Source organism: Terrimonas sp. (genome assembly GCF_003075435.1).
In the GTDB taxonomy this organism is placed as follows: Bacteria; Bacteroidota; Bacteroidia; order Chitinophagales; family Chitinophagaceae; genus Agriterribacter.
Window position 1 is genome coordinate 115,231 of the sequence record NZ_QCZJ01000003.1, and the last position, 21,496, is coordinate 136,726.

The following is a 21,496-nucleotide window of genomic DNA, read 5'->3' on the forward strand; positions in this document are numbered from 1 at the left end:
TTATATAATATTCCTGCTGGTTATCTTACATCTTGAAGCAGTACAGGAGTAATTTTTTTACACCATTACCAGGTGTTTGCGAGTTGCTGTGAGCTGGCATCCCGAACAACAGCTAATTTAAGAAACCTTTCGTTGTTATCGGCAAAGGCAAATGGCATTGCATTCATTCAATACCAACAATTGTGTGAAAGACAGAATGGTATTTGTTGGGAAATATGTAAAGAAACTGTTGATGATACAGGATTAATGAGTGAAAGCTACTTTGTTATCATTAACAGCCGTGGTTCGTGTTTTAAAATGACTCATAAACACACACCGCGGTGAAAGATAAGAAAGTGCATTTCGCAGAGGAAAGCTTGTTTATTGGGTGTTGATATAATCCTCAAATTTTGTTGCTGGTTTTCCCAGCATTTCCCAGGTTTTTTCAGCTTCAAATTTTTCTGGATAGTTATTCAGTGCTTCAATGATTTTTGCGCCATAACGAAAATTATTTATAAAACACCCCATCAGTCTTAGCATCTTCAATGGTGCTGTTACAACTTTTATATTTGATGTTGTACAATGTTTCCTGTAAAAGTCCGCTGCTTCATCTGCGGTAAAGCCTTCCTGTCCCTGGATTATAAACTCCTGGTTGCCATTATCAAGCTCAAAAGCTCTTGCTACCTGTTTTCCATAATCATCCGCTGCAACCAGGAACATTTTGAATGCAGAGGTGCCGGCAAGCGTAATAAAATCTCCCTGCCGGTATGCCCCTTTGTCAAAATTTTCCATAAACGTGGAAGGATAAAAAACAACATACGGAATATGACTGGATTTTATTTTGCTGACAGCCTGCTGCTTTAATTTGAAAACCCACCAGCTAAAACCATGCTGCCCTTCGTATTGCTGCACCAGTGAAGATAAATAACCGATTCTTTTCAAGCCTGAGTCTTTAACCGCGGCAAGCACATTATCAAGTCCATCGCGTTCGGGCTGAAAATCATTCTCCCTGCTTTTGGGTTCAACAGAAAGATTTATATAGAGATAATCCTGCTGACTTAAAAGTTTTTTAACAGATTCCATCTCTTTCAAATCGCCTCTTATATAATTAACCGCGTTCCTGAAAATGGATTGTGCCTTTTCTATATTTCTCACTAAAATCGTTACTTCAAAACCTGCATTTATAAATGCTTTGGTAACAGGTTGCCCTATCATCCCTGTGGCGCCAATGATTGCTATTTTTTTCATACCTGTTGTATTGTATATTTTGTTTCAGCATTCCGAAAATAGTTCAGCCTTCTGATATTGCAGGGGGTATTTGTAATGAATTGTTTATTCCTTGTAATGAACCGGGATTTGAAAAATTAAAAGAATACTATAACAGCACCACTTCATTTCATTACAACAAATCACCACTTCATACCACATACACATAGCCAATAGAAATCTTCCATTTTACTTCGCATACCAATTCCAAACACAATATGTTTTTATGAACAGGATAATAATGCTCATCATCGTCTTTATATGCAGTACAAAAGGATATGGGCAATTTATTGTAAAAGATACTTTATGTCCTTCTTTTGAATGGAGCATACACCTGGCAGACATTCCTTACATAACCGATGCTGCAAGGGCGGAAGCGATAAGAGGGGATGACGGAGACGCGGCTTTAAAAGCTACAGTACAGGCCCGGCATTACGGCAAATTTTACCGCAATCTTAGTATGGAGCAAACAACGGATATGACCCGCAACCTGCACGGCAGCTTGTATTACGGGCATAATATACTGTGGCATAAACTGGTAAAGCCAACCAACACAAAGAAGTATTTGCTTAACCGGCTACTGGCAAATATTACGGCGCTCGGTACGGATTATCTTGCTATTAAGCTGCCCTATGGTTATGCCTTTTTGCATGAAGAGTTTCACAGATCGGTGATGACAGCAAGGCATATGTACAGCTATGATGAGGTGTGGGATTTTGGTAAAGGATTAGATATTGCCGTTACAAACGTGAAAGATGAAGACCTTATTTACCTGAAGAAAAATTTTCCGGCAGACCATGTACGGCTGTCTGCAGCCGGAGTGGAAGGTGAATACAGGTATCTGCAGAGAATGCGTGAGGATAATTTCTTTAAGCAAACAGCTTATCCGTTTGTGGGCTTATCTATATTAGGTACGCTGCATGCTGTTAATTACGTTAACCTGCCATTTGCAAAAAGATTTAATGCTATTACAGACAGCATTCTTGCTCATGATAAAAATAATATACTGGCAAGAGATTTTACCGGTTATGATTTTTCCGCATGGGTATATGACCTGTTCAAGCCAGGTGAGCCGTATGAAGCCCGTGGCACCTGGCCCGGTGGTGTTGGTATTAAACGCCCGGTAAAGGCATCTGATCTTACAACGGAAATGAAAAGCTTTTTAAGACAAACGGGTAATATGCAATACCTGAATTTTGTATCGCCATTTATAATTGGCATCAACAGGATACAACTCAAACCGGGATACTATTTTAATTTTGCTTTGCGAAGTGTACCTGCGTCTTTCGGCTATTATGCAGGGGGTGATTTCTTTTTTGATGCTAACAACCGGCAACTGATGGTCAGTGCTGGTTTTAATAAAAGTAATAGTTTAACACTACCGGCATTGGATATACGCTGTTACAATCTTGTAAAAAAGGAAAACTCAAAGTTTAATGCCAACATAAGCTTGTCTGCATGGATGCAACCCAAAGACCAAATGTTTTTCGCCGGCAAAGCTGTTCCCGGCATGGCAGTAGGTTTACAACCTGCGTATGCAATCAGTAAACATTTTTCTTTGATCGCTGATATATCATACAAAACCAAAGGGTGGGTATTTGGAAATCCATATCTTGATAGTAAATTAACAGGACGCATAGGATTTAGCCTGAGGACCTTGCGTTGATTTGCGAAATGGGAACATGGAGATGCAGGGACTTCGCTTTTAACCTATTCCGCTAATGCGCCGGATGAATAAGGGCTTTATTACTATGTTTATTTAACTTGCAGTCATGCAGCAGTTAGCTGCACATTACTATGCATCCGAAATATTTATCTATACAGGATTTTACCTATCATTTACCTGACAACCGCATAGCACAGCATCCGCTTGCTGACCGGGATGCTTCAAAGCTGCTGGTATATAAAGACGGGAATATTGCAGAAGATATATACCGGAATATTGCAGCGCATATACCTGCTGGTTCCCTGCTTGTTTTTAATAATACAAAAGTTGTAGAAGCGAGGCTGAAATTCAAAAAACCATCCGGTGGTAGTATTGAAATATTCTGCCTGTCGCCGCACAGCCAATACCATGATGTTACTGCTGCTATGCTGCAAAAGGAAAAAGTGTGGTGGAACTGCCTTATAGGCGGCGCTTCCAAATGGAAACCAGGCATGCAGCTGGAAAAGATCATCTCAGCCCCGGCAGGAGATATTGTACTAAAAGCTGCTATTGTGGAGCGCAACCCAGAAAATTTTGTGGTGGAGTTATCGTGGCAGCCTGGTGACCTCTCTTTTGCGGAAATATTACATTATACGGGAGAAATTCCCCTGCCACCGTATATGAAACGCGGGGTGGAGAAAGAAGATGAGGAAAGGTATCAAACTATTTATGCCGAACATCACGGTTCAGTAGCAGCGCCAACAGCAGGGCTGCATTTTACGGATGAAATTTTTGCCTCCTTTACTGAAAGAAATATTAATACAGGTTTTGTTACACTCCATGTAGGCGCAGGCACCTTTAAGCCCGTAAAAGCAGCGCATATGCACGAGCACGCCATGCATGCTGAATTTATTGAAGTGGCGGCAGCAACTATTGAGCAGTTAAGTGAGTATGCGGACAATATTATTTGCGTGGGCACCACCTCGCTACGGACAATTGAAAGCTTATACTGGGCAGGAGTAAAGATCATACAACAGCCAGGTATAACCGAAGATGATATCGGCATTAACCAGTGGGAAGTATATGATGCACTGAATGCCATGCATATCCCTGTAAAAGACGCGTTGAATGCCTTGTTGAAATGGCTCCGTCAAAACAATTTGCAAAAGCTTGTTACGCAAACGCAGATACTGATAGCGCCCGGGTATGACTTCAGAATGATAAAAGGGCTGATCACCAATTTTCATCAACCGCAATCTACATTATTGCTTTTGGTAGCGGCTATTATTGGCGATGACTGGCGCGGGGTATATGAATACGCGCTTGAAAATAACTTCAGGTTTTTAAGCTATGGAGACGGGTGTTTGCTGTTTATTTAAGTAAGGGAAAATCAAGTGTAAACACAGAACCCTTGCCTAATGCACTTTCCACTTTTATTTTTCCTCTATGCGCATCCACCATTGATTTTACATAGCTTAATCCCAAACCAAACCCTTTTACGTTATGGATATTGCCTGTATGCGCCCGGTAGAATTTTTCAAATATCCTGTTCACGGTTTCTTTATTCATACCAATACCATTATCCTCAATTTTTATGCGGATATTATTACCGGTATTTTGGGTGGTAATCAATATATGCAACCCGCTATCTTTTGAGTATTTAATGGCATTATCAATAAGATTGGTGAGCAGGTTGGTAAAATGTACTTCGTCTGCTTCAATCAAATCGTTTTTAGCATTCAGCATGATGTCGGCCTTCCCTTGCTTATCTTCAAGCTGCAGCCTGAAATTATCCATTATACCGTTAATAATTTCATGAACGTGCTGGTGTTTCATACTCAGTTGCACATCCTCTTTATCAAGAAGCGCGGCCTGCAAAATAGTTTCCACCTGCTTATTCATCCTCTTATTCTCATCCTTAATTATACCACTGAAATATTGCATTTTTTCCCTGCTCTGCATTACTTTTTCATTCTTGAGCGCATCCACGGCCAGGGATATGGTAGCCAGGGGTGTTTTAAATTCATGCGTCATATTATTGATGAAATCACTTTTGATCTCACTCAGCTTTTTTTGCCGCAACATAGTTTGCACTGTTATAAAAAAAGCGGTACAAATAAGCAGTGTAAACAATACTGAGCCTGCAATCATCCAGGAAGAAGATTTCCATAAAAAAACTTTTAGATTAGGCACAATCACCCAAAGCTCCTCATCTGCCACCAGCCCTTCCGCTATACTGCCCGTTGGGGCAGATAAGGGAAATCCGAAAGCCCGGTTTTGAACGGTATCTGCAAGGAGTTTAGTAAAATTTACGGTTTGCATCTCGTAATTATTGCCCAGTGTATTATTGTTTAATACCGCAAACTCAAAATTTGTTTTGCTTAATCCGTATTTTTTAAAAGATGTTTTTAGCTTTTCATAAATCTGGTTGGGTGTATAGCGTTGGGCTACCGTAGGCGATTTAAATAACCCGTGCAGCAACTGATCTGATGGCCATTCCGGCGATAATTTGGGGACTCCTAAAGCAGGAAACCTGGTAGTCTGGTCGGCAATATCCTGCCCCACATCATTTAAAGCAAGCTGAATTTTCTGCTCCAGGTCTTCGTTTTTTAAAATAAGCGCGTTTTTTATAGACGTAATCTGTATAGCGATTATGCCTATTAAGGAGAGAGAAATCAGAATAATGATCAGGATGTAGATTTTCTTCATTCGGGCTGTAAAATTACTTTCATATTAAGTGCAGTTTACCTGCATAAAGGGTATTTAACTAAGTTTTACACAAGATGGGGCAATGAATAAGGTTTAGACGTCAACAATTATACAAAATTCATGAATATAATTGTCAGAAAATAAATTCTATATTAACTTAGAATATATGGTTGAACTATCGGCAGGAATATTATTGATAGCAGAGCCCTTTCTTAAAGACCCCAATTTTATGAGGACGGTGGTTTTATTATGCGATCATCAACAGGAGGGCAGCTTCGGTTTTGTTCTGAACAAGCAGCTTAATCATACCCTGGATGAACTTATTCCGGAGTTGGAAGGAATGAAAATCCCGGTTTTTGCAGGCGGGCCCGTACAGCTCGATACGCTTCATTTTTTACATACCTATCCTGAGCTTTTACCAGGCAGCCAGGAATTAACAGATGGCGTTTACTGGGGTGGCGATTTTGAGATGATGAAAGGGCTTTTAGTAAAGGGTGAGCTTGATTTGAAGCGTATCCGTTTTTTTGTAGGCTATTCCGGTTGGGGCGCAAACCAACTGGAAGAGGAAATGAACAGCAAGAGCTGGCTTACAGCAAAAGCCCGCAAGAGTATTATATTACACCGGAGTATCAGTGAAATATGGAAAGACTCACTCAGGTTATTAGGTGATGAATATGCTATGATGATTAATTATCCTACAGATCCCCAATTGAATTAGTAAATAAAAATCCTCACGTTTCCCGGCACCTGTCTTATAATCATATATAACCCTAATCTTGCTTTTAGCATGTACCTACCTGCTTAACGGAAACCTGACACCTGCATGTATGCCCCAGTTATTGAGGTTCTTAATATCAGCATATTTAAAAGGCATGTAATTATACTCAGCGCCAATAGTTAAGCCGGATGAACCTGATCTGGTAAAAGGTATTTGTATGCCTGCTTCAGGGGAAACAGCAAATCCAAACCCGGATTTGCTGCTGCCTGAAAACCCGCCTAGATACTGATTGAACATAATAATATTGCCTCCTGCACCCGCACCAATATAAGGTTGTACAATAGCACCGGGCGCAAGGTTATATCTCAGTTTTGCCTGTAAAGGAATGGTTTGAACGGTATTGGTTACAACAGCGGATATATCTCCGTCTTTTGTATTATATACCTGCCGTGGAAATTTTTCATGATAATAATTGAACCCGGTTTGTAAGCCTATTGAAATATGATCATCTATTCCATGTAATATATTAGCATTCCATCCGCGGAATGAAGGTTTACTTACAATATTATCTTCAAAACTCCCCATCGGGGAGTTAACGGAGTAATTTATATTCAATGTAGTTCTGCCTTGCTGTGAAAACCCTGCAGATGCCCAGGCAATCAAACAGGCGGTGATCAATATTATTTTTACGGATTTCATTGTAATGCGTTTTAATTAATTAACGGTAGTGAGATATGCTGACTGATCAAATAAAGCTTTTACCTGCGCTGCTGCATTATCAGCATTAAAAATGCCTTGGCCTCTTATAACACCATTCCAAACGCCTTTAATGGTTTTATCGCCGGAAGCATCTTTCAGATCAATCAGATCAACAGATAAAGCGCCTTCTCTTACCTGGTATATAACGTAAGAAGCGTAAGGAAAATAATAATCATATCCGCCATAGCCCCAGTAATAGGGGTCCCAATAGCTATTGTAATAATCCCAATACGAGGGGTAGCTTACCAGCCCGGTTTGCGTACTGACAATTTTGGTAACATTTATACCAAGGTCCGGATTGCCGCTTTTATCTACCAGTTGATATCCTCTTTCGTTCATATTATTCTTTATAGCCTGTATAATGGCTGCTTCAGCTTCAGTGGCGATGCGCTTTTGCAACATACCATCATCTACAACAGCTACAGAGTCTGATATGCTATATGTTTTAAAGGAGCTGAAAGATGTGGTACTGTCATAGTTGGTTATATAAATCCTGCTATCATTATCGGAGAGGTTTTTAAGTGGGTCTTTGGCGCAACTGCTCAATGTAAAAATACCCACTGCTACACACCCGGCAATACTTTTAATTATTTTCATATGCTAATGTTTTGCATAATGGTTGACTATATTAAAAGCTGCTGGTTTAAATAACTGTTCTATGCATTAACAGCCATGTAACAATAGGGCTATGCCGGAAAATGATATAGTGGTTTATACTTAGTAAAAAAGTGTTTTTTTAGGATAAGCGCTTATAATATCAATGTGAATGAGTTTTACACATATTATTTTGTTAATTTTAATAACCTGGTATATTCCGATTAAGAATAGCAGTTTGACTTTTAATATCCAGCATGAAAATATCCACAGGAAAAATATTGCTTATAACCCTGTTACTTACTGCAATTACTGTAGCAACAGCCCTGTATATTTCCGTGAACCAGTCAAAGAAAGTTAATACAACTTTCCAGTCAGTATCAAATACTCAGAATATCCTGTTTTTCGCTGAAAAACTATTGGCAGAAGTAACCCAAAGTGAAATGTTAGCTAGGGAATACTTTCTAACAGGACATGAAGAGCACCTGTTGTCCTTTAACAAAATGAAAGGCTTAATACAGGATAATTTTGATAAGCTCAAGAGAAGTACCGCGGATAATAAGGTACAACAAAAAAGATTAGATACATTAAGCGAATATATGAGTGCCAGTTTGCGGGCTTCCGATAATTTAACTTCTTCCGAGAGATCTGTTCAGCCGGAGGAGATAATTGCATTGGTTTCAAAAGCCACAAACAGCTATAATATGGTTGCTATAAAAAACCTGATAAATAATATAGCAAATGAAGAGCAAAGGTTGCTGAGTGTAAGAAAAAATGAAAGCACAATTGCCAATTCCAGCTTAAGGGCATTGCTGTTTTTAACATTTGCACTGCTGTTTATCCTGATGATGATCCTGGTGCAGAAGTTACGCGTAGAGGTAATTTCAGACAGGGAGACATACCGTATAATGCAGTATAATACTTTATTGATGGATAATATTCATGATGCAGTGATATCCACAGACAAAGATTTATGCATTGTAAGCTGGAATGATAAAGCTGAAAAAATTTTTGGATGGAAGGAAGAAGAAGTGAGAGGGAAACCAATCCTATCGGTAGTAAAGCCGGGCTATAAAGATGAAGGGCGTGCAGCTATTGAAAAAAGAGTTAAATCGACCGGCACATGGGATGGTGAAATAAATCTAGAAAAAAAAGATGGGCAAAAAATTACAGCCTCTCTTTCCTGGTCGGCTATCTGGGCACCCAATGGCAAAGTCCGGGGCAGTATAACCATTGCAAGAGATGTTACGCCACGTAAACAACTGGAAGAGCAATTGAAAAGATTTAATGCAAAACTTGGCAAGCAGGTAGAAGAAAGAAAGGCTGAAATAAAACATGTAGTTGAGCGGTTGGTATCATCGGAAAAGAAGTACAAGCAATTGTTTGAAAACAATCCGCTGCCTATGATGATGCTTAGCTATCCTGAATTAAATATTATAGATGTTAATGAAGCGGCAATTTTGCAATATGGTTTTACCAAAGAAATGTTTTTAAAAAAGAATATAAAAGATATACAGGTTAAAGAAGAGTTGTTGGATTTTAAAGATTATATAAAGGAAGATGTTGCCGGTTACCAGGAGGCAGGCGTATGGAAGCACCATAAAATAGATGAGACTATTATTTTTGTTGAAATATTTGTTCACAGCATGATTATAGACGGGCTAAAAGCAAAGCTTGTATTGGCGCATGATATTACACAAAAAGTAGAAACGGAAAAAAAGCAAACGGAATACCTGGAACAAATACGGATGCTTACAGGATACCTGCAGGAAGTGAGGGAAACAGAGCGGAAAAATATTGCAAGGGAAATACACGATGAACTGGGCCAACAACTTACTGTTTTAAAAATGGAAATTGCCTGGATGATAAAAAAGTTAGAAGTAAATGAGAAAAATGTAGAAGTAAAACTTACGGAGTTACTTGATACCATTGATGGCACAATGACAGCAGTTCGCCGTATCTGCGCAGAACTAAGACCAACAGTATTGGATGATATAGGGCTTGAAGCAGCTATGGAATGGCATATAAAACAATTTCAGCAGGCAACAGGGATAGCAGTGAAGCTACTCAGTACTACCCAGGATTTTCATATTTCTGCGGATATTAAAACCGCGCTATTCAGAATTTTTCAGGAATCACTTACTAACATTGCAAGGCATGCAAACGCGAGTGCTGTTCAGGTTGATTTGAGCAAGAAGGATGGATTTATAACTTTGATGATAGCGGATAATGGAAGAGGTTTTGATATGGCAATTGCCGATCAAAAGCGTACGCTTGGAATATTAGGTATGAAGGAGAGAAGCCTGGCACTTGGCGGAGAATATAAAATTAACAGCAAACCCGGAAAAGGAACGGCAATACGAGTGAGCATTCCACTTATGCCATCTGAAGAAAAACTGGATATATTAAACAAGAAAACAGGATAGCAATATGACGATCAGTATTCTTATCGCAGACGACCATGCTATAGTAAGAAAAGGACTTACACAGTTGATCAAGGATGAGTTTCCTAATGCCAATATAGCAGGTGTAGGAGATTCAGAAAGCCTTATGTCGAAAATTACCGAAGAGCATTGGGATATTGTAATATGCGATTTGTCAATGCCCGGGAGAAGCGGGCTTGATGCCCTGCGGCAGATAAAGCAAATATATCCTTCTATGCCGGTGCTGATTATGAGTATGCATGGCGAAGACCAGTATGCATTGCGGGTATTAAAAGCCGGAGCCTCTGGTTACCTGGGAAAAGATAGTATTCATGAAGATATTATAAAAGCTATAAGAACAGTTTTATTGGGCAAAAGGTTTATAACGCCTGGTGTGGCAGAAAAACTTGCACAGATGTTAGAGGGCGACTTAAACCAGATGCCTCACGAAAGATTATCTGACAGAGAATTTGATGTATTTAAACTTTTGGCTGGCGGTAAAGCTGTGTCTGATATTGCCGACCAGCTCTCACTTAGTGTAACAACAGTAAGCACATACCGGGCAAGAATTTTAGAAAAAATGAATCTGAAATCTAACGCCGACCTTACCCGCTACGCTTTGGATAATAATCTTATATAGAAAGCATTTTCTGTGCCCTGTAGTATTTTTACTACAAGTATTCAGTCTTCCACTCTACATATTTAACTTCTGTACTTAACTAATTTTCTTCCCAGTTTATATGCTGCATAATATGCTAAAAATTTTAATTGCAGATGATCATGAGTTTATTCGAAAAGGGTTAAAACAAATTTTAATTGACGAATTTTCTCCGGTTCATATAGGTGAAGCAGAAGATACAAATAAGCTGCTTGAACTTGCTTCAATGGAAGAATGGAATATCATTATATCTGATATATCAATGCCGGGAAAAGGAGGACTTGAAGCTCTGGCTATTCTGAAAAAACAACAACCTCATATACCGGTACTGATGTTAAGCATATATCCTAAAGATCAGTATGCAGATAATGTGTTAAGTGCTGGCGCTGCAGGTTATTTAAATAAAGATTCTGCCCCTGCTGAATTAGTGCAAGCGGTAAAAGCTATTCTTTATGAAGGTACACTGTAACGTAAAAAACTTAACTCCGCTGAAACTTGTTTTCGTTATCCCTACACCCAAAAAAACTGGCTATCAATGCAGCCAGTTTTTATTTATAATACTATTTACCTGGTTGTTGGGGTTTGTTATCATCATCAAATTTATCTGTAATCCTGTCCCAAAGTTTTTTAGCGCCATCTTTCAGGTCATCTAATTTATCTTCAGCTTTATCCTTCCACTCACCGGCTGTTTTCTTCGTGTCTTCCCATATGTCTTCCGCTTTGTCTTCAACCTTATCCCATACTTTTTCCGCTTCATCTCCTGCTTTTTCTAATTTTTCGCTCGCTTTGCTTTTAAGTTCGTTTGCTTTATCGCTTAATTTATCCGTCCAGTCTTTTTGGTCATTTGGATTGGTGTTATTGTCTGCCATAGTAACTATATTAAAAGTGAATAATAGAACTAAGATATCAATTTTAATAAATGGGTTGCAGGGTTGACCATGTATTATTAAACAAATTGTTGAACTATTAATGAAGATAGCTTTACCATTAAACCTTTCTTATTTTTGCAGCCTTATGCTAATTGATTTTTCAGATAAGGAAAAGCTTGTTTTCAGGAAGATAGCAGAAGCTGCTGCGGAAATTGGCGTTGATTGCTACGTGATTGGTGGCTTTGTTCGTGATAAAATAATAGGGCGGCAAACCAAAGACGCTGATATTGTTTGTGTGGGAGATGGTATTGCATTGGCTCACCAGGTGGCAAAACAGTTTTCACCTGTGCCGCATGTGTCTTTTTTTAAGAGTTATGGCACAGCGCATTTTAAAGTAGAGGAGCTTGATATAGAATTTGTAGGCGCCAGGAAAGAAAGCTACAGCTCTCATTCCCGTAATCCCGAAGTTGCAGCCGGAACATTGAAAGATGACCAGGACAGGCGGGATTTTACCATTAATGCCTTAGCCGTCAGCCTTAATAAAAAAGACTACGGCAGCCTGCTTGATCCCTTTGCCGGGTTAAGCGATATGGAGCAGAAAGTCATTCGCACGCCTCTTGATCCGGATAAAACATTCAGCGATGATCCCTTAAGGATGATGAGGGGAATTCGGTTTGCTTCTCAATTGCAGTTTGACATTGCCGGAAATACATGGGAAGGTATTAAAAAGAATGCCGGGAGGATATCTATTATTTCGCAGGAGCGTATTACAGATGAATTGAATAAAATATTGCTCAGTAAAAAACCATCGGTTGGTTTAGACCTGTTGTATAAAAGCGGGTTGATGAAGCTCATATTTCCGCAAATGGTTGATCTTGCCGGTGCTGAATACAAAGATGGGAAAGGGCATAAGGACAATTTTTATCATACCCTGCAGGTGGTGGATAATATATCTGAACACACTGATGATCTTTGGTTGAGATGGGCTGCCGTTTTGCACGATATAGCAAAACCTGCCACAAAAAAATTTGAGGAGGGGCATGGCTGGACTTTTCACGGGCATGAAGTGGTTGGTGCAAGAATGGTTCCGAAAATATTTACCAAAATGCGGTTGCCGCTTGATAATAAAATGCGGTTTGTTCAGAAAATGGTGGAATTGCATTTGCGTCCTATAAGTCTAACAAAAGAAAATATAACAGACTCGGCCATACGAAGATTATTGTTTGATGCAGGTGATGATATTGATGCCCTGATGACGCTGTGCAGGGCAGACATCACCTCAAAAAATAAGCAAAAAGTAAAACGTTATCTTGAAAATTTTGAAATGGTTGAACAGCGTTTAAGGGAAGTGGAAGAAAAAGACAGGATACGTAACTGGCAGCCGCCGATAACCGGTGAAATGATTATGGATATATTTGGCATAACGCCATGTAAAAAAGTAGGCGATATAAAAAACGCAATTAAAGATGCTATACTGGATGGTGAAATAGAAAACAATTACGAAGCGGCTTATGATTTTATGTTGAAGAAAGCAAAAGCTTTGGAACTGGAACCGGTAAAATAAAAGCAATGCATTTTAATATGTTACAGGAATTATAGGCAACATTTCAATGTAAGAAAATCTCGCAGCAAGATAATATCCCGCCGCTCTGGCAGCTTAACTGCTTATTGTTTTAAGGCTATAAATACTGCGGTACGCTGCGCCTGTTTGTGTTCAGGTGTTTTTGTTATATGGGGTATGATGATGCATTGCCAGCTCAGGAGATAAATTGCTGGAATATTACGGTAGCACCTACAGCCGCAGAGCGGCAACAATATTTGTAGCACTATAGGAGTGCGGGGAGACAGGTGCAGCGCACCGGAATATTAAATGCCCGGTAGTACAATTGCTATCTCACCCATCTGCGCCTCAATAATATAATTCGTTTATAATCTACAAATATTATGATACGCTGTAACTGATGATAAAATCAACTAACTATATTTACAGTATATTTGATATCTTATAACAAACTCAACACCAAAACGTTAAACATGGCAGTTTTAAAATTCAGGGTATATTTTGAGGAAGATGACAGTATTTACAGGGACATCGCCATAAAGCATACCCAATCTTTTCTCGACTTTCATTTTGCTATATTGAAAAGTTTTGAATTTGACAGTAAACACCAGGCTACTTTCTTTCGCAGCAATGATAACTGGCAAAAGGGCCGTGAGATCAGCGTTGAAAAATACGACAAGCTTTATAAGGTAGCTCCATTAATAATGGCTGATACAACTATAGGCTCAGAAATAAAGAATCCTAACGAGAAGTTTATGTATCTATATGACTTCAGCCGGAACTGGGGATTTATGATTGAGCTGATCAACGTATCTAAAGATGAAAATCCCAAACTTAGTTATCCTGCTACTGTGCGCACTGAGGGTATAGCTCCCAGCCAATACGGAACAAAAAGTGTTTTAGGCGATCGCTTTGTTGATGTAGAAGAAAAATATGATCTTACCAAAGTAGCAGAAGGGTTCGGTACCGAAGGTGATAGTGATGATGGTGATGGTGCGGAGGATGATGCAAATGAAGAAGAAGGAACGGGAGAGGAAGAGGTATAGTTTTGCTGTTGAGCCTATCAGGTTATATGCGTACTTTTCATCAGGCGAAAGAGAAGAAACGAACTTTTACATCTTGCATTTTTTGGCGTAGCACTGTGGGTTAATGAACAATAACTATCCATGTTGCACTCAGCCCGTATTTTTCCCTGTCTTCGCTTGCCTGTTTAATAACTTCATTAATACATGCTTCATCGTCAGGGAGACAGGTGTAAGTATAATTTGGGCCTGTGATTCCAAAATGCCGGGCGATGGCGCCACATACACTATTGGCTAATGTCCACGGAAATAATTCAGGGTTCGCAAATGCCGGTCCGTTCTTGATCACATCTTTCCAGAATGCCAGGGATGAATTAGTGCCGATATGATTTGATATTACGTAAAGCCCTGTTGTATCAGGATCAGCAGGTCTGCCCGGTTCCTTTTCCAGCGTTGCAATAATAGCAGGCATCGCTTCTTTCTCCTGCTGCGCTCCTATATGTACATGACAGATCATCTTCAAATTTAATACATGCACGAACCAAGTAACAAACTTGCGTTAAGTCCTCCAAAGGCTGATGCGTTATTTATAACCCAATTAATTTTTTTATGAACAGGTTGGGTAGTACAATCCAGTGCGATATCCGCATCCTGTATTGCATAGCCCGGCGTGGGAGGAATAGTTTGGGTGGCGATACCTTTTACACATATCGCCAGTTCAAGCGCGGAGGCAGCGCCGAGTGCATGACCGATAGCACCTTTACTGCCACTGAGCAAAGGCATGTTGGTTCTAAAAATATTTTTTAAGGCAATTGATTCCGCTGCGTCTGATACTCTTGTACCGCTGCCATGTATATTCACCCAATCTATGTCACCAGCATTAATGCCCGATTTTTTAAATGCTGCATTCATCGCATTAGTCAGACCTCTGCCATCAGGGTGCGGAGATGTGGGATGATATGCATCACAGCTTAATCCTAATGCATGCACGGTGGCTAAAGTCATTGCGCCTCTTTTTACCGCATCATCCAGTCTTTCCACAATAAATATAGCCGCACCTTCGCCTAACACCATGCCGGTTCTGTTAGCATCAAATGGTTTACAGCCATCAGCCGCCATTGCTCTTGATCTTGTAAACCCTACCATCGCTATTCTTGAAAACGGTTCCGCACCGCCGGCAATGGCAACATCTATATCGCCTCTTTGTAAAGCAGCCATTGCCGCGCCAACCGCATAGTTACCTGCAGTACAGGCAGTAGATAAAGCCTGTATCGGCCCAATAACCTGGTAAGTATCAGCAATAGCTTTAGCTATCGAAAAAGTATTGTATGCTTCAGGGTCAATAGGCTCACCTTCTGCCGCTAATTCGTAAGCCATACTTTCACCCAATGTGCTTCCTAAAAAAATGCCGGTATTTTTTGGTAGCTGAATATTTGATTGGGCTATTGCCTGCTTTGCCGCTTCAAGCGCCATACAGGCGCCGCGGGTAATTTGCTGTGCTTCAAAATCAGTTACTCTGCACGCGCTGGTATTTCTGTATCCTGCTGCCTCAAGATCGTTAAAATGCTGTAGTGATGTTTTACTGCTGAGTAAATTATTCCAGAGCACATCTATACCAATACCCAACGGAGAAACAACCCCAACACCTGTAATCACAATAGTATTCATACCACTATCATTTTGCTGTGCAGGTATGCGGCCGTTGCATTTAATGAATACAGTTCCTTTAAATCTTTATCAGGAATAAGTATCTTAAAGGATTGTTCAATTCTTGCTACAAATTCTACCAGTTCCAGGGAATCCAGTCCCCAGTCATCCCGGAAATTATCTGCATTACCAATGGCGGCAGATATTTGCGGCTTTACATCGTATAGTGTGGTACGTAATTGTGCTATTATTTCATTTTGTTCCATAGTTGTTGTTTTGCTGTGAGCTATCAGCTATCAGCCTTCAGCGATTACTGTATGCTTACTATTCATTCCCGTTTTTTCCACTGCTAACTGCTAACTCCTGAAAACTGATAGCTGATAGCTATTCACTGACCACTATCTTTTTTGCCCTCTTTATTCCCCCTGCATCAGTATACAGTGGCGCAAACGGATCGCCGATAATTCTGTAATGCTCCACTGCTTCAATATTGGGTGGCTCTGCGTGTATGAGCAGATCGCCCAGGTTATCTATACCTTCATTAACAGCGTCACAAATTCTTATCGCCCATTTCATATTATCTGTATGCCTTGTTTCACGCACCGCGCCAAATGCGGCAGCAGATATGCCCATCAGTGGCAATGATTCCGCATAGGAAAGCCCGGTTCGTTTACGGCTTGCCGTTTTGCAGCATAAAGATAGCATGCATCCCAACGGATTTCCTGTAAAGCTTTCAAAATGATGAGATCGCATGCCGTAATATCCAACCCAGCCAACTGATCTGCCATGGCCGAAATATATACCCATACCTAACCCGCAACCCAAGGCATTCACCACGTCTTCCCTGGTAATAATATCCCCTGTCCATTTGAATACCGGAATGTTGTCTTCCAGGAGGTCAGTCATGCGCTGTGTAAGCCTTAAATACTGCGGATGCCATTGCGCCAGCAGCGCCATGCCAGGCACAGTATTTTTTCGCCGGTGCACTTTTTTTAATGTTTGTATGAACGGGAAAACATCGGTTTCTTCCTGTAAGGGAAGCCATGCTGCCGGTATCTTTTTTTTCTGTGTAAAAAGAAACGGACCATGCAGTACTGTAGAAGGCGCATACATTTTTTTACCTGCTACTAAAACCGCGTCTACGTCTTCAGATAAAATTTGACGATAAAAATCCGGCGCAGGCGGACGTCCACTGTATTCAATGCATGTTGCATGTATATTCAGCAGGCTATAAGCCTCCGACAGATATTTGCCTGCAAGGCGCATATCTGCCGGATAAACCAATAGCAAATGCCTGTTTTTATTAAGCTGCATCCGGTCTGTTTTCCTGTACATAATCTACATAAGGCTGCCATGCTTCATAATCTGCCGCGGGCCTCATCTGCAAATACCTTCTTACAAAATAATGCATGGTTATTTGTCCCTGCTGTTCCGGATTGAACGACATGAAATCGCCATCAGCTGCATCAAGCGCTGCTTCACCTCCCTGTCCGTCAATACGACCTGAAGCATCGGTGAACGAATTACCGGCATAATCGCCGTTGGGTATTGTAATTGCCGCACCTTCTGTATAACCATAATTATATCCGGCTCCTGCCTGGCTTACTATAGCATGCGCCATATAAATAGGACCTACATTCTGGTTCTGCCAAACATGTGTCATCTCATGTATTAATGATGATCTGCGTATCGGGCCGTCATCAGCATCAAAATTTATGAGGTTGCCTGTAACAAATGCCCTTGACTGCGGATTGCCTGTAAAGAAATCCTGGATGCCAAAGATGATGCTGTTGGTAGGGCTTTCAGTAGCGATATATACGGTATTAAAGTCAATAATATCTCCGAATATAAGCGTTGCGTCAGCTTTTTCCGCTTCAGTAAGATGGCGGAAGGAGTTGAGCATTTCCATCAATATAAACACCGCTGTATCTAATAAACCGCCTGCTATCTCCAGTATGCCTTCCAGCATTGCTACTAAATCTTCGCCAATAGAAACCATAGAGCGTATAAACTCATCCAAAAATTCTTCGCCTGCATCAACAACTGCCTGAACAACCTGGTCCATTGTTTGCCCTAACTGGCGAGCCGCCTTAAGCAAATTGTCCATTGCCTGGTCTGGATGAATAGCAGTTTCTATGATTAACTGTGCCAAAGTAATGCCTGCCTCAAACGCGCCACGCACCACTTCAAGCACCACTTCAAATGCTTTGCCTACCGTCCACACTACTAGTTTTGCCAGTTTGAACCCGGCATTCAGCGCGCCTTTCACAAATTTTGCTACTCCAGGTATGAAATCTTTTTCAAGATAATTCAGCGCATATACTATTGAATTGCCAAGCCGTTCCCACATGCCGGCAAGTTGTTCCAGCATTTCATCGCCGATTGTTATAGCCCAGTCAATTATTTCCGTAATGGCAGCGCCTACATTTTCCACTAATTGAATGATCTTTTCAAATACCGCGTTTGTTTGCTGTGCGGCCCATGTTAATACTTCTGAAATACTCTTCTTCACAAACCTGCATGCTAAAATAGCTTCTCTCCATAATGCTGAAGCAAGATCTTCACCGCGGCTTATCAGCCAGTCGAGTACTTCGCCTACCGGACCAAGTGCCTGTAATATACCATTTACTACTTTGCGGAATATATAGTACGTTGTACCGACTACTGTTTCCAGTATTTCTGCAACAGTTTTACCAATTTGAAGTGCCGCATCAATCAGGCGGGCTGCGGTTCTGTATGTAAATTCAACAAGTGTTCTTGTAAATTCAAGAATTGTTTTTCCTAATTCAAAAGCGGATTTCAATACCTGCTTCAGCAGATTCATGGCGATATTGAATACATCTTTAACCAGGTTAAGCATTGTTTTGCCCAGGTTAAAGAATGCCTGTACTACTTTCTTAATGGCGCTCAACGCATGTGTGGCAATGGTTTCAATTACTTCAAACAAAGTGCGGCCTGCCTGTAAAAGCCCGTCGAGCACTTTAGTTGCAATATCTATTGCTGCGGTGGCAATATATTTGGTAAACTCAATAATGGCCGTGCCAATACGAACCGCAGCATTCACCACTTCACGTACCAAGTTTATACCGGCACTCACCGCATTGTCAATAATATTGCCCAGTGTTCTGCCCAGGTCCATAAAAGAGCGGATGATAGTATCGAACAATGCGGAAGGACGTGTAATAGCAGTTATCAGGATCTCGCCAATGGTTTTGCCAATTTCAAACAAAGCCTGCACAAAACTTTTTACCAATGTAAAGCCAAATTCAAGCGCTTTTTCAAGAATATTACCAATGCTTTTGCCAATTTCAATCAATGCTTCTACCGCTTTCTTTATAACATCAAATGTTTTTGTTGCAAGCCATGATACAAATTCTATTAACTGGCGGCCTAGCTGGTCTATGGCACGCAATACTGTAATAAATGCATCCTTTACTAAATTAACGGCAGCATCCAGTACTTCAAACATAGCTTTGCCAATAGCGGTAATGCCGGCTATTATTTTCTTCACCAGTTCATAACCTGTTTCAATAGCGGCAGAAATAAGATCAAAGATGGTTTTGCCCGCAGCTATCAGGGCTTCAACCAAACCCGCAACCGCATCGGCAGCCCAGTTTACCACATCAACTATGGCCGCGGCAAGTGTTTCAACTGCATCAACAATAGCATCAACCACGGCATTGATAGCATTTACAATATCATCTGCCAGGTCTTCAAAAAATTCAACTACTGCGTCATCCATATCTTCATGCTGCGGAGTTACTGTTTTTTTCCCCTGGGATTTTAATCGTTGCAATTCCAGTCCTGCATCTCTCAGCCAGAACAATACTTCATCAACGGCAGATTTATCAATGTTTTTTTTATCACCTACAAAATCTTTCATGATCACCCGCCCGTAACCTCTGGGCAACTGGCTGATGGCATGAACAACACCCCTTGCCTGCCCGGCTTTCCTGTAGCCGGTTATCAATGCTTTTCTTTCATCTTTTTTTAGATGGACAGCACCCTGGAATAATTCCCGGTGCTGCTGGTGATCCGGCAGGTTAATGGCATAAGACTCTGCTAATTTAATGGCATCCTGGTGAGATCTTTTATATACCCTGCTAAAAGCCGGTGCCAGTTCCACAGGTTTAAAATTGCCTTTCCTGATGGTAGCCTGTAATGCTTTTTTATTTCGGAACGATGTTTTTTCAAGTGATTTAACAAGCCTGTTGGTACCGGGAGCCATTTTGGTGATGTCCGGCAATGTTTTTAAAGATTTTTTTGATCGCGAAGCCTTGATCGATTTCTTTGCCGCTTTTGGCTTTGGTTTAGCTTTTTCAGCTTTTGCCCTTGTAGCTTTTTTACTTTTCATGGTAATGTATTTAAAGGAAAATGAAGTAGTGATGTTCCATTATAGTGCAACAGCATCACATGATAGCTGCTATCATGCATTGCTTTTAGATGAGGCAGGTGGGTAAAAGTTGTTGAGATACCAGCGATGAAAACATCAAAGATTAAATACCCCAAACAGGAATTTACGATACATAAGAGAATGGATAGGCGCAGAAATTTACTTTGGTTACGGAGTATACAAGGGGAATACCGGGGTGGCACGAATCGGCAACTAATATACTTCAAAGAAATGGGCTGTGCAATAGCAGTTATATAAATTTGCATGGATGGTGAAATTCTTTATTGTATAACAAGATTGAACGATTAAGCATATTTCATGGGGGATAAAAAAACGTGTATTGTAATTGTTGGGCCAACTGCTTCAGGAAAAACAAAGCTTTCCCTGCAACTGGCTGAATATTTTAAAACAGATATTATATCCGCAGATTCACGCCAGTGTTACCGGGAGTTGAATATAGGTGTGGCAAAGCCGGACGAAAAAGCGCTTGCAGAGATCAGGCATTATTTCATTAATTCACACTCCATACATGATGACGTAAATGCAGCGGTTTTTGAAACTTATGCTTTGACTGCGGCTGAAGCAATCTTTGCTGAAAAAGATTATGCTGTGGTGGTTGGCGGCACCGGTTTGTACATCAAAGCCTTTTGTGAGGGAATGGATGATATGCCGGATATTGACATCTCTGTGCGGGAATCGCTTCGCAATGAATATAACAGCAAAGGCATTGATTGGCTGAAGGAAATGCTTAAAACGCATGATGCTTTGTTTTACAGTAGAGGAGAAATGTTAAATCCCCAGCGTATGTTGAGAGCGCTGGAGGTAAAACTGTCAACCGGCAAATCGGTTCTTGCATTTCATACCGCTGAAAAAAAACAGCGCCCGTTCAATATTATTAAGGTTGGCATTGATGCTCCCCGTGAAGTGCTGTATGAGCAGGTAAACAAGCGGGTAGATATGATGATGGAAGCAGGTTTGGCTGAGGAAGTAAGATCGCTTAATGATCACCGTTATATCAACGCCTTGCAAACAGTGGGATATAAAGAGCTTTTTGAATATATAGATGGGAAAGTAAGCCTGGAAAAAGCAGTAGACAATATCAAACAAAATACCAGGCATTATGCCAAAAGGCAGATGACATGGTTCAGAAGGGATGAAGAGATAAAATGGTTAGGGAAGAACGCGGATGATTATATCCGCTTTGTTAATGACAGGAGAGGTTTAGTAAAATAGGTTATTGCTGAAATCAGGAG

The 21,496-nt window shown here is 40.6% G+C and carries 19 protein-coding genes; 9 read left to right on the forward strand and 10 right to left on the reverse strand.

Translation table 11 applies throughout. The annotated features are described in order from the left end of the window. Positions 1 to 360: 360 nt before the first annotated feature. Positions 361 to 1,245 carry an SDR family oxidoreductase gene (locus DC498_RS05165; protein WP_304575232.1) on the reverse strand — a complete coding sequence of 295 codons (885 nt, stop codon included), beginning with the start codon at positions 1,243 to 1,245 and terminating at the stop codon, positions 361 to 363. Positions 1,246 to 1,471: 226 nt separating this feature from the next. On the opposite strand from DC498_RS05165, the gene DC498_RS05170 reads away from it, so the two are divergent. Both DC498_RS05170 and DC498_RS05175 read left to right on the forward strand, forming a co-directional pair. Continuing rightward, complete coding sequence (locus DC498_RS05170; protein WP_133176769.1) at positions 1,472 to 2,911, forward strand: hypothetical protein; 1,440 nt, start codon at positions 1,472 to 1,474, stop codon at positions 2,909 to 2,911. A 131-nt stretch (positions 2,912 to 3,042) separates the two neighbouring features. Continuing rightward, positions 3,043 to 4,269, forward strand: coding sequence for an S-adenosylmethionine:tRNA ribosyltransferase-isomerase (locus DC498_RS05175; RefSeq protein WP_116873079.1), 1,227 nt, complete (start codon positions 3,043 to 3,045; stop codon positions 4,267 to 4,269). Here the strand turns inward: DC498_RS05175 and DC498_RS05180 are convergent. Continuing rightward, positions 4,262 to 5,599 (reverse strand): sensor histidine kinase, encoded by a 1,338-nt coding sequence (locus tag DC498_RS05180; RefSeq protein WP_116873080.1) that lies wholly within the window; start codon positions 5,597 to 5,599, stop codon positions 4,262 to 4,264. The genes DC498_RS05175 and DC498_RS05180 overlap by 8 nt on opposite strands. 166 nt (positions 5,600 to 5,765) lie before the next feature. Between DC498_RS05180 and DC498_RS05185 the strand changes: the two genes are divergently transcribed. Further along, positions 5,766 to 6,317 carry a YqgE/AlgH family protein gene (locus DC498_RS05185; RefSeq protein WP_116873244.1) on the forward strand — a complete coding sequence of 184 codons (552 nt, stop codon included), beginning with the start codon at positions 5,766 to 5,768 and terminating at the stop codon, positions 6,315 to 6,317. A 75-nt stretch (positions 6,318 to 6,392) separates the two neighbouring features. On the opposite strand, the gene DC498_RS05190 is transcribed toward DC498_RS05185, so the two are convergent. Beyond that, positions 6,393 to 7,016, reverse strand: a complete 624-nt coding sequence (locus DC498_RS05190) for an outer membrane beta-barrel protein (RefSeq protein WP_116873081.1) — start codon at positions 7,014 to 7,016, stop codon at positions 6,393 to 6,395. 15 nt (positions 7,017 to 7,031) lie between these two features. Beyond that, complete coding sequence (locus DC498_RS05195; protein ID WP_116873082.1) at positions 7,032 to 7,673, reverse strand: DUF4136 domain-containing protein; 642 nt, start codon at positions 7,671 to 7,673, stop codon at positions 7,032 to 7,034. A 254-nt stretch (positions 7,674 to 7,927) separates the two neighbouring features. On the opposite strand from DC498_RS05195, the gene DC498_RS05200 reads away from it, so the two are divergent. The 3 genes from DC498_RS05200 (at position 7,928) to DC498_RS05210 (ending at position 11,220) form a co-directional block, all read left to right on the forward strand. Beyond that, entirely contained in the window at positions 7,928 to 10,096 is a 2,169-nt protein-coding gene (locus DC498_RS05200; RefSeq protein WP_116873083.1) for a PAS domain S-box protein, read from the forward strand. 4 nt (positions 10,097 to 10,100) lie between these two features. Further along, positions 10,101 to 10,733: a response regulator gene (locus tag DC498_RS05205; protein WP_116873084.1), complete on the forward strand. Its 633-nt coding sequence runs from the start codon at positions 10,101 to 10,103 to the stop codon at positions 10,731 to 10,733. A 112-nt stretch (positions 10,734 to 10,845) separates the two neighbouring features. Continuing rightward, complete coding sequence (locus DC498_RS05210) at positions 10,846 to 11,220, forward strand: response regulator (RefSeq protein ID WP_165813758.1); 375 nt, start codon at positions 10,846 to 10,848, stop codon at positions 11,218 to 11,220. 91 nt (positions 11,221 to 11,311) lie between these two features. Here the strand turns inward: DC498_RS05210 and DC498_RS05215 are convergent, their stop codons facing one another. Further along, positions 11,312 to 11,620 carry a YtxH domain-containing protein gene (locus DC498_RS05215; protein ID WP_116873086.1) on the reverse strand — a complete coding sequence of 103 codons (309 nt, stop codon included), beginning with the start codon at positions 11,618 to 11,620 and terminating at the stop codon, positions 11,312 to 11,314. A 100-nt stretch (positions 11,621 to 11,720) separates the two neighbouring features. On the opposite strand from DC498_RS05215, the gene DC498_RS05220 reads away from it, so the two are divergent. After that, complete coding sequence (locus tag DC498_RS05220; protein WP_240627866.1) at positions 11,721 to 13,184, forward strand: CCA tRNA nucleotidyltransferase; 1,464 nt, start codon at positions 11,721 to 11,723, stop codon at positions 13,182 to 13,184. Positions 13,185 to 13,654: 470 nt separating this feature from the next. Further along, on the forward strand, positions 13,655 to 14,227 hold the full coding sequence (locus DC498_RS05225) for an IS1096 element passenger TnpR family protein (RefSeq protein WP_116873088.1): 573 nt from the start codon (positions 13,655 to 13,657) through the stop codon (positions 14,225 to 14,227). A 100-nt stretch (positions 14,228 to 14,327) separates the two neighbouring features. Here the strand turns inward: DC498_RS05225 and DC498_RS05230 are convergent, their stop codons facing one another. The 5 genes from DC498_RS05230 to DC498_RS05250 all read right to left on the reverse strand — a co-directional run bounded on the left by DC498_RS05230 (position 14,328) and on the right by DC498_RS05250 (position 20,204). Beyond that, positions 14,328 to 14,720: a hypothetical protein gene (locus DC498_RS05230; protein WP_116873089.1), complete on the reverse strand. Its 393-nt coding sequence runs from the start codon at positions 14,718 to 14,720 to the stop codon at positions 14,328 to 14,330. A gap of 8 nt (positions 14,721 to 14,728) precedes the next feature. After that, the gene (locus DC498_RS05235) at positions 14,729 to 15,871 is read right to left on the reverse strand and encodes a beta-ketoacyl-[acyl-carrier-protein] synthase family protein (protein WP_116873090.1); all 1,143 of its coding nucleotides are present in this window, start codon (positions 15,869 to 15,871) and stop codon (positions 14,729 to 14,731) included. After that, positions 15,868 to 16,116 carry an acyl carrier protein gene (locus tag DC498_RS05240; RefSeq protein ID WP_116873091.1) on the reverse strand — a complete coding sequence of 83 codons (249 nt, stop codon included), beginning with the start codon at positions 16,114 to 16,116 and terminating at the stop codon, positions 15,868 to 15,870. The genes DC498_RS05235 and DC498_RS05240 overlap by 4 nt, the downstream gene beginning before the upstream one ends. A 118-nt stretch (positions 16,117 to 16,234) precedes the next feature. Beyond that, positions 16,235 to 17,164, reverse strand: coding sequence for a C25 family cysteine peptidase (locus DC498_RS05245; RefSeq protein WP_165813759.1), 930 nt, complete (start codon positions 17,162 to 17,164; stop codon positions 16,235 to 16,237). Then, positions 17,154 to 20,204: a hypothetical protein gene (locus tag DC498_RS05250; RefSeq protein WP_133176770.1), complete on the reverse strand. Its 3,051-nt coding sequence runs from the start codon at positions 20,202 to 20,204 to the stop codon at positions 17,154 to 17,156. The genes DC498_RS05245 and DC498_RS05250 overlap by 11 nt, the downstream gene beginning before the upstream one ends. Before the next feature lie 357 nt (positions 20,205 to 20,561). Between DC498_RS05250 and miaA the strand changes: the two genes are divergently transcribed. Continuing rightward, the gene (gene miaA / locus DC498_RS05260; RefSeq protein ID WP_116873095.1) at positions 20,562 to 21,476 is read left to right on the forward strand and encodes a tRNA (adenosine(37)-N6)-dimethylallyltransferase MiaA; all 915 of its coding nucleotides are present in this window, start codon (positions 20,562 to 20,564) and stop codon (positions 21,474 to 21,476) included. The last annotated feature ends 20 nt before the right edge of the window (positions 21,477 to 21,496 follow it).